At 68.8% G+C, this 12869-nt stretch carries 11 protein-coding genes and 1 tRNA gene; 3 read left to right on the forward strand and 9 right to left on the reverse strand.

Annotation, left to right across the window (positions count from 1 at the left end):
* Nucleotides 1-39 precede the first annotated feature (39 nt).
* The 7 genes from LMJ29_RS07610 to rpsU all read right to left on the reverse strand — a co-directional run bounded on the left by LMJ29_RS07610 (nt 40) and on the right by rpsU (nt 8560).
* A complete protein-coding gene (locus LMJ29_RS07610) occupies nt 40-378 on the reverse strand; it encodes a DUF2388 domain-containing protein (RefSeq protein WP_229604914.1) in 339 nt (112 codons plus the stop codon).
* A 99-nt stretch (nt 379-477) separates the two neighbouring features.
* Complete coding sequence (locus LMJ29_RS07615; RefSeq protein WP_229604915.1) at nt 478-924, reverse strand: NfeD family protein; 447 nt, start codon at nt 922-924, stop codon at nt 478-480.
* A gap of 53 nt (nt 925-977) precedes the next feature.
* Nucleotides 978-1054 (reverse strand) — tRNA-Ile (locus LMJ29_RS07620).
* Nucleotides 1055-1181: 127 nt separating this feature from the next.
* Nucleotides 1182-4199 (reverse strand): bifunctional diguanylate cyclase/phosphodiesterase, encoded by a 3018-nt coding sequence (locus LMJ29_RS07625; RefSeq protein ID WP_229604916.1) that lies wholly within the window; start codon nt 4197-4199, stop codon nt 1182-1184.
* A gap of 113 nt (nt 4200-4312) precedes the next feature.
* Nucleotides 4313-6166: an RNA polymerase sigma factor RpoD gene (gene rpoD / locus LMJ29_RS07630; RefSeq protein WP_229604917.1), complete on the reverse strand. Its 1854-nt coding sequence runs from the start codon at nt 6164-6166 to the stop codon at nt 4313-4315.
* Between the two features lie 68 nt (nt 6167-6234).
* Complete coding sequence (gene dnaG, locus LMJ29_RS07635) at nt 6235-8169, reverse strand: DNA primase (protein WP_229604918.1); 1935 nt, start codon at nt 8167-8169, stop codon at nt 6235-6237.
* A 175-nt stretch (nt 8170-8344) separates the two neighbouring features.
* Complete coding sequence (gene rpsU / locus LMJ29_RS07640; RefSeq protein ID WP_003085057.1) at nt 8345-8560, reverse strand: 30S ribosomal protein S21; 216 nt, start codon at nt 8558-8560, stop codon at nt 8345-8347.
* A 240-nt stretch (nt 8561-8800) separates the two neighbouring features.
* Between rpsU and tsaD the strand changes: the two genes are divergently transcribed.
* The gene (tsaD, locus tag LMJ29_RS07645) at nt 8801-9838 is read left to right on the forward strand and encodes a tRNA (adenosine(37)-N6)-threonylcarbamoyltransferase complex transferase subunit TsaD (protein WP_229604919.1); all 1038 of its coding nucleotides are present in this window, start codon (nt 8801-8803) and stop codon (nt 9836-9838) included.
* A gap of 42 nt (nt 9839-9880) precedes the next feature.
* Here tsaD and plsY read toward each other — a convergent pair whose 3' ends face one another.
* Entirely contained in the window at nt 9881-10450 is a 570-nt protein-coding gene (gene plsY, locus LMJ29_RS07650; protein WP_229604920.1) for a glycerol-3-phosphate 1-O-acyltransferase PlsY, read from the reverse strand.
* A 74-nt stretch (nt 10451-10524) separates the two neighbouring features.
* Here plsY and folB point away from each other — a divergent pair, with 74 nt between their 5' ends.
* Both folB and folK read left to right on the forward strand, forming a co-directional pair.
* Nucleotides 10525-10881, forward strand: a complete 357-nt coding sequence (folB, locus tag LMJ29_RS07655; protein ID WP_229604921.1) for a dihydroneopterin aldolase — start codon at nt 10525-10527, stop codon at nt 10879-10881.
* Nucleotides 10872-11417 carry a 2-amino-4-hydroxy-6-hydroxymethyldihydropteridine diphosphokinase gene (gene folK / locus LMJ29_RS07660; protein WP_229604922.1) on the forward strand — a complete coding sequence of 182 codons (546 nt, stop codon included), beginning with the start codon at nt 10872-10874 and terminating at the stop codon, nt 11415-11417. Before folB ends, folK begins: the two co-directional genes overlap by 10 nt.
* 127 nt (nt 11418-11544) lie before the next feature.
* Here the strand turns inward: folK and LMJ29_RS07665 are convergent, their stop codons facing one another.
* Nucleotides 11545-12792, reverse strand: coding sequence for a multifunctional CCA addition/repair protein (locus tag LMJ29_RS07665; protein ID WP_229604923.1), 1248 nt, complete (start codon nt 12790-12792; stop codon nt 11545-11547).
* Between the last annotated feature and the right edge of the window lie 77 nt (nt 12793-12869).

Consider the following 12869-nt stretch of genomic DNA (forward strand, 5'->3'; position numbering starts at 1 on the left):
CGCCTGCGGGCGGCTTTTTCGTGGGCGGGTGGCGGAGTTTCAGCGCACCGCGGCGTCCGCGTTGTCGGCGAGGATGGCCCCGGCCAGTTGCTCGTCGCTGGCCTGCAGGTCGGGGCGCTGCTGGCGGATCTGCTGCAGGGCGGCCTCCAGGTAGGCGCCGCGGATGGCGCCGCCGCTGGCGATGAAGCTGGACGCATCGTCCTGGGCGGCGACCACGATCTTGTCGTCCTTGAAGGTCGAGTACAGCGAGGCGGAGATTCCCGCGGAAGTGGCGATTTGCCCCCAGTCGACATGCTCGTCGGAGTGTCCGCGATGGTCGGCCATGGCACTGGCGACGGGCAGGACGACAAGGGATGCAAACAGCAGGGTACAACGCATGATCAACTCCGGAGCGAACAGGGATGGCTGAGCGGTTCAGACTGTTCCCGTCGTGCCGGAGTTCCCGTCGTCAGCGGGGACGGAGTAGGGTGCGAATGCTCAGGCCGACTCGACCTGCAGCACCACGCCCGCCTGGCCGACCACCCGTACCTGGCTGCCGGCCGGCAGCGCCGGCCCGCTGACCAGCCAGACGCTGTCGCCGACGCGGATCTTGCCGCGGCCTTCGACGATCGCCTCGTGGAGGACGAACTGGCGGCCGAGCAGCTCGCTGCCGCGCCGGTTGAGGCCCGGCTGGTCGCCGGGCTTGCCGGCGGCGCGCTGGCGGCGCCACCAGAGCACTGCAGTGAGGATAGACAGCACGCCGAACAGCAGGTACTGCAGGGTCCAGGGCAGGCCGGGAATGAGGAAAGCGAGAATTCCGACGCAGGCCGCGGCCACCCCGGTCCACAGCAGGTAACCGCCGGCGCCGAAGACCTCGAGAATCAGCAGCAGGGTGCCGAAGGCCAGCCAGTCCCAGTAGGAGAGATGGAGGAGAAAATCGGGCATCGCATGCCTCGCGGCCGCTGTGCGCAACCCGCCAGAGCGGCGAAGAAGGGAAGTGGTGGGCCCAGCAGGACTTGAACCTGCGACCAAGCGATTATGAGTCGCCTGCTCTGACCAACTGAGCTATAGGCCCGCGTGCCGGCTGGAGGGTGCGGGAAGCCCGCGGGAATGTCTCCGGCCAGTGCATTCGGCGAGGCCGGCTGGCGTCCTCTCCAGAATACCCGTGCTGCGCGCGCAGGCGCGGCGACGAGGCGCGGCGATTATAGCGATGCCGATGCGCTGGCGCCAAGGGCCGGGGCGGTCTCCAGGAAGCGCGCGGCGAACTGCGCCGCGGGCATCGGCTGGCCGACCAGGAAGCCCTGGAACTGCTGGCACCCCTCGTGGGCGAGGAAGCGCTGCTGCGCTGTCGTCTCCACGCCCTCGGCGATCACCGTCAGCTGCATGCTGTGGCCGAGGGCGATGATCGCGCGGGTGATGGCGGCGTCGTTGGGGTCGTCCGGCAGGCCGGCGACGAACGACTGGTCGATCTTCAGGATGTCGATGGGCAGGCGCTTGAGGTAGCTCAGCGACGAGTAACCGGTGCCGAAGTCGTCGATCGCCAGCTGCAGCCCGAGCTCCTTGAGCGCCTGGAGGATCGGCAGGGCCTCTTCCTTCTGACTCATCACGAAGGTTTCGGTGATTTCCAGCTGCAGGCTGGCGGGTGCCAGGCCCGCATCGGCCAGCAGTTCGCTGATCCGCCCGACCAGTTGCGGCTGGCGCAGCTGCGCGCCGGCCAGGTTGACCGCCAGCGGACCGAACGGCGGGTAGCGCTTCTGCCATTGGTGCATCTGCCGGCAGGCTTCCTGGAGGATCCAGTCGCCCAGTTCGAGGATGCTGCCGTTCTCCTCGGCGATGGTGATGAAGCGCTCCGGCGATACCGCGCCCAGCTGCGGGTGATGCCAGCGCAGCAGCGCCTCGGCACCGACCAGGCGACCGTCCGCGAGGCTCAGCTTGGGCTGGTAGTAGGCGCGCAGCTCGCCGCGCTCGATGGCGCGGCGCAGGTCGTTGCCCAGGGTGATGCGCTCGCTGGCCTGCGAGCTGAGATCGGGGGTGTAGAACTCGATGCGGTTGCGCCCGCGCGCCTTGGCCCGGTACATGGCGGCGTCGGCGTTCTTGACCAGGGTGGCGACGTCGTCGCCGTGCTCGGGGAACAGGCTGATGCCGATGCTCGAACTCATGAAGAACTCGTGGCCGCCGGCATTGAACGGCGGGCCGAAAGCGCCCATCAGCTTGTCGGCGACCCGCTCGACGTCGCAGATCTGCGCCACGCTGGGCATCAGCACGATGAACTCGTCGCCGCCCAGGCGCGCCACCGTGTCGGCCTCGCGCAACTGCTCGCGCAGGCGCTTGGCGATGCCCTGCAGGAGCAGGTCGCCGACCGGATGGCCGAGGCTGTCGTTGATGTGCTTGAAGCGGTCGAGGTCGAGGAACAGCACGGCGCCCTGACGCTGCTCCGCCGCAGCCTGCTCGAGGGCCTGTTGCAGGCGGCTCTCGAACAGCAGGCGGTTGGGCAGGCCGGTCAGCGGGTCGTGGTGGGCCTGATAGTCGAGGCGTGCCTGCACGTGCTTGAGGGTGGAAATGTCGGCGAACACCGCCACGTGGTGGGAGATGCGGTTGCCGCCGTTGCGCACCGCGCTGATGGTCATCCAGGCGGGATAGGTTTCGCCGTTCTTGCGCTGGCTCCACATCTCGCCCTGCCAGTGGCCGTCGCGCTCCAGACTGGTACGGATATCGGCGGCCAGGTCGCTGCCCTGTTCCTCGGAGGCGAGCAGCTGCGGGGTATGGCCGATGGCCTCGCCCTCGCTGTAGCCGGTGATCGCGCTGAAGGCGCGGTTGATGGCGACGATGCGTTGCTCGAGGTCGGTGATCATCACGCCCTCGGCGGTGTTTTCGAACACCGTGGCGGCCTGTTGCAGGCGCTCCTGCATCTGCATGCGCTCGGTGACGTCGCGGGCGATGGTCAGCAGGCAGTCCTCGCCCTCGATCTGCAGCAGCTGGGCGCTGATCTCGCAGAGGCGCTGCTGGCCGTGGCAGGTGCGCAGGGGGACCGGCAGGTGCTGCACGCTGCCCTCGCGCTCCAGGGTGCGCAACAGGCGCTGGCGGTCGGCGGGGTCGACCCACAGGGTGCGCTCGAGGCTGCTGTTGTTGATCGCTTCGTGGGCGCTGTAGCCGGTGAGCTGGGTGAAGCCCGGGTTGACCTCCAGCAGCCGGTCGTCGCGCAGGCGGGTGATCGCCAGGGCATCGGGCGAGGCGTAGAACACTTTGGCGAACTTCTCCTCGCTGACGTGCAGCTGGCGCTGGGTCTGGCGCAGCGCGGAGAGATCGCGCAGCACCAGGATGGCAGCCGGCTGGTCGTCGAGCTCGATGCGCCGCGCCGAGAGCAGGGCGGTGAGCTCGCCGCCATCGTGGCGGCGCAGGCAGGTCTCGACGTTGTGCAGGTCGCGCTCGCGCAGTTCGCGCAGCAGCTGCTGGCCCTGCTGCGGATTGCGCCAAAGGCCGAGTTCGTCGGGGGTATGTTCGCAGACTGCCTCGGCGGCGAGGCCGGTGGTCTGCTCGAAGGTGCGGTTGACGGTGAGGATGCGTCCGCTGTCGCGGGCGAGCAGCAGCATGACGTCCGGACTGTGCTGGAACACGGTGCCGAACTTCTGCTCGGACAGGCGCAGGGCCTGCTCGGCGTGGTGGGTGCGGCCGATGTCGAGGAACAAGCCGTGGCACAGGGCGTCGGCGCCGCTCGCCTGGCGCTGCAGGATGGCGAGCACCCACAGCGGCCGGCCGTCGGCGGCGATCAGGCGGAATTCGTGGCGGCTGGGGGCGCCCTCGGCCTGGGCGCGGAAGAAGGCGAGGGCGGCGGCGGCATCCTCGGGGTAGAGCGTACGGCTGAGGAAGTCGGCTTCCAGCCAGGCGGCGGTGGGATAGCCGAGCAGGGTGCGGGCGCGCGAGGAGACGTGGGTCAGGCGCAAGTCGCCCGTATGCATTTCCCAGGCGACCAGCGGGTAGTTATCCAGCTGGCTGCGATAGTGATCGAGCTGTTGCTCCAGGCCGGCGATCTGTTGGCGCTGGCGGCCCCGGCGCAGATTGCCGTGTACCAGCAGGCCGAGCAACAGCAGGCTGGCCAGGAGCAGCAGGCCCTGGAATGCCAGGACTGGCCAACTCTGCCCGTCCCATCCCGGAAGGGCGGCGTGGCTGGAGAGGGGGAGCAATGCCAGATGGAGCGCGGGCATTGCCGGCAGGCGCGACATGACGGTCCCTCGAGTGCGCGGTCGTTCCTGCAGTGTAGAAGCAGGTCCGCCGCGGCGCCCAAGAAAAAACCCCGGGACCTTGCGGTGCCGGGGTTTCGGGTCTTGTGCGGCGCTTATTCGTCGAGGAAGGAGCGCAGATGCTCGCTGCGGGTCGGGTGGCGCAGCTTGCGCAGCGCCTTGGCCTCGATCTGGCGGATACGCTCGCGGGTCACGTCGAACTGCTTGCCGACCTCTTCGAGGGTGTGGTCGGTGTTCATGTCGATGCCGAAGCGCATGCGCAGCACCTTGGCCTCGCGCGCGGTGAGTCCGGCGAGCACTTCGCGGGTGGCTTCCTTGAGGCTTTCCACGGTGGCCACCTCGATCGGCGACTGCATGGTGGAGTCCTCGATGAAGTCGCCCAGGTGCGAATCCTCGTCGTCGCCGATCGGCGTCTCCATGGAGATCGGCTCCTTGGCGATCTTCAGCACCTTGCGGATCTTGTCCTCGGGCATCTCCATGCGCTCGCCCAGCTCTTCCGGAGTCGGCTCGCGGCCCATCTCCTGGAGCATCTGCCGGGAGATGCGGTTGAGCTTGTTGATGGTCTCGATCATGTGCACCGGGATGCGGATGGTGCGCGCCTGGTCGGCGATCGAGCGGGTGATCGCCTGGCGGATCCACCAGGTGGCGTAGGTCGAGAACTTGTAGCCGCGGCGGTATTCGAACTTGTCCACCGCCTTCATCAGGCCGATGTTGCCTTCCTGGATCAGGTCGAGGAACTGCAGGCCGCGGTTGGTGTACTTCTTGGCGATGGAGATCACCAGGCGCAGGTTGGCCTCGACCATCTCCTTCTTGGCGCGGCGGGCCTTGGCCTCGCCGATCGACATGCGCCGGTTGATCTCCTTGATCTCGGCGATGTTCAGGCCGACTGCCTGCTCCAGGTCGATCAGCACCTGCTGGTTGCGCTTGATGTCGTCCTGCAGGCGGGCGATGGCTTCGGCGTACTTGGCCTTGCCGGCGGCCAGGGCCTCGGCCCAGGCGAGGTCGATCTCGCTGCCGGGGAATAGCTTGAGGAAGTCGGCGCGCGGCATGCGCGCATCGCGCACGCACAGCTGCATGATGGCGCGTTCCTGGCCGCGCACGCGGTCGAGGGAGTCGCGGACCATGCCGACCAGGGCGTCGAACTGCTTGGGCACCAGCTTGATCGGCATGAACAGCTCGGCCAGGGTGTCCAGCGCGGCATTGGCCTGTGCGCTGTCGCGGCCGAACTGTTGCAGAGCCTGCTTGGTCTTTTCCAGCTGCTCGGCCACGGCGCCGAAGCGGCGGGCGGCTTCTTCCGGATCCGGACCGCCGTCGCCTTCCTCGTCGCTGCTGTCGGACTTGCCTTCCTCGTCCTCTTCCTCGTCGTCGTCGGCGGGGGCCGCCTTGGCGCTGGCGGTCGGCAGTTCGACGTCGCTTTCCGCCGGCAGGGTGCCGTCGTCGGGGTCGATGTAGCCGCTGAGGATGTCGGACAGGCGGCCGCCTTCGCTGACCACGCGCTGGTATTCGCCGAGGATGCTGTCCACCGAGCCCGGGAACAGGGAGATGGCGCCCATCACCTCGCGGATGCCTTCCTCGATGCGCTTGGCGATCTCGATCTCGCCTTCGCGGGTGAGCAGCTCCACGGTGCCCATCTCGCGCATGTACATGCGCACCGGGTCGGTGGTGCGGCCGATGTCGCTTTCCACCGCGGCCAGGGCAGCGGCGGCCTCTTCGGCGGCGGCTTCGTCGGTGTCCGCTTCGGCGAGCAGCAGGGCGTCCGCATCCGGGGCTGTCTCGAATACGTTGATCCCCATGTCGTTGATCATGCGGATGATGTCTTCCACCTGTTCCGGATCGGAAATATCCTCCGGCAGGTGGTCGTTGACCTCCGCGTAAGTCAGGTAACCCTGCTCACGGCCACGGGCGATCAACTCTTTGAGACGGGACTGCTGTTGCGCTTTGACGGACATGTTCACCCTATCCACTGAAGGTCTTGGCGGGCTGAAGAGAAGCTGGCCATTATAGCCGAGCCGGTGCTTCACGCACCAGATGGGCCGGGGGAAGCGCTGGCTTCGTTCCGGCTCAGGAGCTCTCGCAGGCGGAGCTTTTCCTCCGCGCTGAGTTCGCTGTGCCGCGCTTTGCGCAGCAGGCCTTCGAGGCTGCGCTCACGCTGGCGGTCTGCCAAGGTAGTTATAGTGTCGAAAAACTGTTGTTCAAGGTTGTCCTGACTGATCAACCATTCCTTCTCCGCTAGACCGCGGAGGAGGCGTCCTTGTTCCGTGCCATGCCAGCGGGCGATCAGTTGCAGCGAGTTCTGCTGCGGCTGCTTCTGCAGCGATTCCAGCAGTGCCACCAGCAGCTGGGTCCAGGTGTCGTCCTCGGCGGCGAAATGGCCGGCGTCCTCGACCTTCTGCGCCAGCTGCGGATGGTGCAGCAGGGCACGCAGGGCGCTGAGGGTCGGCGACTCGACGCCGGCGCCTCCACGCGGTGGCATGACGGCCGGCAGCTCGCGGCGCTGGCCGCTCTTGCGGCCTTTCCAGGACTCGCCGTCCTGCCAGGGTTTGCGGCTCTTGCCGGCCGGGCGCTCGTCGTAGCCGCCCGGCGGCGCATAGTCGAGACTGTCCGAATAAGACGCTGCGAAGTCTGCCGGCGGCACGTCGCCGGCGGGGCCGGCCGACGGCTGGCTGAGGGCCTCGCCGCTCAGGCCGGTGATCTCGCCCAGGCGCTGGCGCATCAGTGCGCGCAGGTTGGCGCCGGGCACCTTGTCCAGCAGCGGCGCGGCCAGGGTGGCCAGGTGCGCCTTGCCCTCCAGGGTGCTCGGGTCGGCCTCCTCCATCAGGTGACGGAAGAAGTACTCGGCCAGCGGCTCGGCCTGCTGGGCGAGGCGTGCGCGGAAGGCATCGGCGCCCTCCCGGCGCACCAGGCTGTCCGGGTCCTCGCCTTCGGGAAGGAACAGGAAGCGCACGCGACGGCCATCCTGCAGGCTCGGCAGGCAGGACTCCAGCGCCCGCCAGGCGGCATTGCGGCCGGCCTGATCACCGTCGAAGCAGAACAGGATGTTCGGCACCAGGCGGAACAGGCGCTTGATGTGCTCCTCGCTGGTCGCCGTGCCGAGGGTGGCCACGGCGTTGCGCAGACCCTGCTGGGCGAGGGCGATGACGTCCATGTAGCCCTCGACCACCATGACCTCGTCGAGGTCGCGGTTGTTCTGCCGGGCCTCGTAGAGGCCATAGAGCTCCTGGCCCTTGTGGAATACCGGGGTTTCCGGCGAGTTGAGGTACTTGGGCTTGTCGTCGCCGAGTACCCGGCCGCCGAAGGCGATCACCCGGCCGCGGCTGTCGCGGATCGGGAACATCACCCGGTCGCGGAAGCGGTCGTAGCGCTTGCCGGTCTCGGCGTTCTCGATCAGGAGCCCTGCGTCGATCAGCGCCTTCTGCTGCAGGCTGTCGCCGCCCAGGTGCTTCATCAGGTTGTCCCAGCCGGGCGGGGCGAAGCCGAGGCCGAAGTCGCGGGCGATCACTCCGGACAGGCCGCGTCCCTTGAGGTAGTCGACCGCGGCCTGGCGCGCCGGGTGGCCTTTCAGCGCCTGCCGGTAGTAGTCGGCGGCGGCGGTGAGCAGCGGGTAGAGCGGTGAGTCCACCGGCTGGCGCGGGCGCTGGCCGGGGCGGCTGTCCTCGCGCGGTACCTCGAGGCCGGCGCGCTTGGCCAGCTCCTCGACCGCCTGGGGGAAGTCCAGGTGGTCGTGGTCCATGACGAAGCCGAGCGCATTGCCGCCGGCGCCGCAGCCGAAGCAGTAGTAGAACTGCTTGTCCGGGCTGACGGTGAACGAGGGGGTCTTTTCCTGGTGGAACGGGCAGCAGGCGCTGTAGTTCTTGCCGGTCTTCTTCAGCTGCACGCGCGCACCGACCACCTCGACGATGTCGGTGCGGTTCAGCAGGTCGTCGATGAAGCGCTGGGGAATCAGGCCGGCCATGGGCTGCTCGCGTGCATGCTGTTCAGCATGGCCACCGTGTGCGCGAAGCGCCAGGCGGCGACGGAAAATGCAAAAACTCCGGCGCTTGCGCGGGCAAGGCGGAGTGGGGTGCTGCAAAGCAAACACCCGGCCGGAGCCGGGTGTTCATGCAAGACGCTACTGTCTGAGGGTTAACTCAGTACAGGCGCTCGCGGCGACGCTGTTCGCGCTGCACTTTCTTGGCGTGGCGCTTCACGGCAGCCGCGGCCTTGCGCTTGCGCTCGGCGGTGGGCTTTTCGTAGAACTCGCGGCTACGCACTTCAGCCAGAACACCGGCTTTTTCGCAGGAGCGCTTGAAACGACGCAGGGCTACGTCGAAGGGTTCGTTCTCTTTAACTTTGACGGCGGGCATCCAGGTCGTACCTTCACTGATTACCGAGTATGAATGGTGCAATCCTGCAAAAGGCTCGGGAGGCACCGGTTTTCAAGGGTTGCGGATATTAACTCTTGACAGGCGGGATGCCAAGCCCCCGGGCGGCAAAAGCTGCCCGCCGGCAGTCTGTCGCGGACGGCCAAGGCTTGGTGTCCGGCCCTGCGGCCGCTTATCATGCGCGGTTTATCGAATGACACGGCAAGACGGGGCGACTTCCCAATGCGAGTGCTGGGCCTGGAAACATCCTGCGACGAAACCGGCGTGGCGCTGTACGACAGCGATCGCGGCCTGCTGGGCGATGCACTGTTCAGCCAGATCGACCTGCACCGGGTCTATGGCGGCGTGGTGCCGGAACTGGCCTCGCGTGACCACGTGAAACGCATGCTGCCGCTGATCCGCCAGGTACTGGACGAGGCGGGGTGCAGTTTCGCCGATATCGACGCCGTCGCCTATACCGCCGGTCCCGGCCTGGTCGGCGCCCTGCTGGTCGGAGCCTCCTGCGCCCAGGCGCTGGCCCTGGCCTGGGATGTGCCGGCGGTCGGCGTGCACCACATGGAAGGCCACCTGCTGGCGCCGATGCTCGAGGAGACGCCGCCGCAGTTCCCGTTCGTCGCTCTCCTGGTGTCCGGCGGGCATACCCAGCTGGTGCGCGTCGACGGCATCGGCCAGTACCAGCTGCTCGGCGAGTCGCTGGACGACGCCGCCGGCGAGGCCTTCGACAAGACCGCCAAGCTGATCGGCCTGGGCTATCCGGGCGGTCCGGAAATCGCCCGCCTGGCCGAACACGGCACGCCGGGGCACTTCGTCTTCCCGCGGCCGATGACCGACCGGCCGGGCCTGGAGTTCAGCTTCAGCGGTCTGAAGACCTTCGCCCTCAACACCTGGAAGCAGTGCGAGCGCGAGGGCGGCGATCTTGCGCAGGCGCGTGCCGACATCGCCCTGGCCTTCCAGCAGGCAGTGGTCGAGACGCTGACCATCAAGTGCCGCCGCGCCCTCAAGCAGACCGGCCTCAAGCGCCTGGTGATCGCCGGCGGGGTGAGCGCCAACCAGGCCCTGCGCGCGGCGCTGGAGAAGATGCTCGGCGAGCTCAAGGGGCAGGTGTTCTATGCCCGGCCGCGTTTCTGCACCGACAACGGCGCGATGATCGCCTATGCCGGCTGCCAGCGCCTGCTGGCCGGCCAGCACGACGGTCCGGCGATCGGCGTGCAGCCGCGCTGGTCGATGGAAAGCCTGCCGGCGCTGGGTCGGATGGCGTAGGTCGGATGCCGCTTTCGGCGCCCTGGCTGGCGGCCGGACGGATTAGAATTGCCGCTCGCGGCCGGCGTACAGATCGCGCAGGTTGCGGCGATGGCGCCAGACGATGAGGATGGTGAGTAGGGTGATCGGCAGCAGGATGGCCGGTTGCTGCCAGGCCAGCAGCGGCAGGACCAGCGGGGTGGCGATCAGCGCGGCGAGCGAGCTTATACGGGTCAGGGCGAAGGTCAGCAGCCAGGCGCCCAGGGCGAGCAGGGCGGCCGGCCAGTACAGGCCGAGCAGCAGTCCGGCGGCGGTGGCCACGCCCTTGCCGCCCCGGAAGCGGAAGTACAACGGATAGAGGTGGCCGATCACGGCCGCCAGGCCGACCCAGGCCTGCTGCTGCGGCGGCAGCTCGAGGTGGCGGGCCAGCAGTACCGGCAGCAGGCCCTTGAGCAGGTCGCCGAGCAGGGTCAGGGCCGCGGCCCGGCGCCCGGCCAGGCGCAGCATGTTGGTGGCACCGGGGTTGCCCGAGCCGGCCAGACGCGGGTCGCCGGTGCCGAAGCAGCGACCGAGCAGCACGGCGAACGACAGCGAGCCGAGCAGGTAGGCAAGAATTGCCAGCAGCCAGGGCATGATCGATTCCGGGGCGTGAAAGCCCCGATTCTAACGAGGCGGCGCGACCTTGTCGTGACGCGAAAGAGGATAGCGTGGACATAGTCTTCATCGACGGCCTGGAGGTCGACACCGTGATCGGTGTGTACGACTGGGAGCGCGGCATTCGCCAGTGCCTGACCCTGGACCTGCAGTTGGGCTGGGATATTCGTGCCGCGGCGGCCGGCGACGATCTGGGCGCGGCGCTCGACTACGCTGCGGTCAGCGCGCGGGTACAGGCCTTCGCCGCCGCCAGCGCCTTCCAACTGGTGGAAACCTTCGCCGAACGCCTGGCCGCCCTGCTGATGGCCGAGTTCGGCATTGCCTGGCTGCGCCTGCGCCTGACCAAGCCCGGCGCGGTGCCGGCGGCGCGCGGCGGCGTCGGCGTGGAGATCGAGCGCGGATGCCGCTGACCACCGTGTTTCTCGGCCTGGGCAGCAATGTCCGCCGCCATCAGCACCTGACCGCCGGCCTCGACGCGCTGGCGCAGTTCCTCGGCGAACTGCACTGTTCGCCGGTGTTCGAGAGCGAGCCGGTGGGTATCCGCAGCGGGCCGTTCTACAACCTCACGGTGATGGCGCGGACCGACCTGCCGCTGGCCGAGCTGGATCGCCGCCTCAAGGCCATCGAAGCCGACAACGGCCGTTACGCCCCCGACCGCAAGGGGCTGCCGCTGGACATCGACGTGCTGCTCTACGACGACCTGGTCGGCGAGTTCGACGGCCTGCAGCTGCCGCGCGCGGAAATCCTGCGCAACGCCTTCGTGCTCTGGCCGCTGGCGCTGCTCGCCCCGGAGCTGCGCCATCCCGCCGAGGGACGCAGTTTCGCCGCCCTCTGGCAGGCGGCGAACATCGGCCAGAAGCTGTGGCCGGTGTCCTTCGTCTGGCGCGGCGCGGAGCTGACCCCGGCGGAGCTGCGTGCCGCCTTCCCGCCGCCCCCGTCTTCTTGAGGCGGTAGGGGACGACCACCGCCGAGGCACTGCGCGCCGCGATTTTGCCGCTCCGTGCGCTGCGCTCCGGGGGGCAGTCGTTTCCTCCCGAGATGACCGACGCAGGGGCCCGCGGGGGCCAGCCAGCCTACTCAGGCTGCTCGGCGTCGGCGCGCTGCTCGGTGCGAAAGGCCTTGAGCGCGTTCAGCCGCTCGCGCTTGAGCGCCTCACCCAGCTCAGCCCCCTTGATGCCCTGCTCCAGCAGCGGCTGCACCGTCACGGCGCGGGCCACCGCGGCGGCGGCGCGGAGGTAGTCGCCCTGCGGATAGGGCTGGCGGTCGAGGCCGAGGCGGCCGCGCGCGTCCATCTCGCAGGCGGCGAGGAAAAGCTCGAAGCGTTCCGGGCGGCGATACAGGTCGAAATGCTGGAACAGTTCGGCGAGCGTCTGCGCGCGCAGCTCGCGAGCGCGGTGGCAGTGGGTATGGTATTCGCCGACCAGCAGGGCGAGTTCGGCGCAATCGCGCGGCGCCTTGCAGCGCGCGTTGACCGCCTCGATCAGGCGCAGGCCGCGATGCTCGTGGGCGATATGCCGTGGCCACTCCTCGGGCGCGGTGGCGCCCTTGCCCAGATCGTGCAGCAGGCAGGCCCAGCGTACGGCGAGCGGCTGGTCGTGCTCGGCACACTGGCGCAGGACCAGCAGCACGTGCTCGCCGGTATCGATCTCCGGGTGGTGGACGGCCGGCTGCGGCACGCCGAACAGCGCGTCGACCTCCGGCAGCAACTGACGCAGCGCCCCGCAGTCGCGCAGCACCTGCACGAACGCCTCCGGGCGCGGCTCCATCAGTGCACGGGCGACTTCCTTCCAGACCCGCTCGGCGGTGAGTGCGGCGAGTTCGCCGGAAGCGGCGATCTCGGCCATCAGCGCCAGGGTTTCCTCGGCGACCCGGAAGCCCAGCGGTGCGTAGCGGGCGGCGAAGCGGGCGACCCGCAGGACGCGCAGCGGATCCTCGGCGAAGGCTGGCGAGACGTGGCGCAGCAGGCGCAGGGCGAGGTCGTCCTGGCCTCCGTAGGGGTCGATGACCCGGCCGTCGGCGTCCTCGGCCATGGCATTGATGGTCAGATCGCGGCGGATCAGGTCCTCCTCGAGGGTGACCTCCGGGCTGGCGTAGCAGGTGAAGCCGCCATAGCCGCGTCCGCTCTTGCGCTCGGTGCGCGCCAGGGCGTATTCCTCGCCGCTCTCGGGGTGGAGGAACACCGGGAAGTCGGCGCCGACCGGCCGGAAGCCCTGGGCGAGCAGTTCCTCGGGGTGGGCGCCGACCACCACCCAGTCGGTTTCCGTGACGGTACGGCCGAGCAGGCGGTCGCGCACGGCGCCGCCCACCTTGTAGATCTGCATGGGAGATGTCCTGCCAGCAACTCGGGTGGCGCAGAGCATAGCGCGCCGCCACGTGCGGGGCGATGGCGGCGGCACGT

The sequence above is a fragment of the Pseudomonas oryzagri genome (assembly GCF_020831405.1).
In the GTDB taxonomy this organism is placed as follows: Bacteria; Pseudomonadota; Gammaproteobacteria; order Pseudomonadales; family Pseudomonadaceae; genus Geopseudomonas; species Geopseudomonas oryzagri.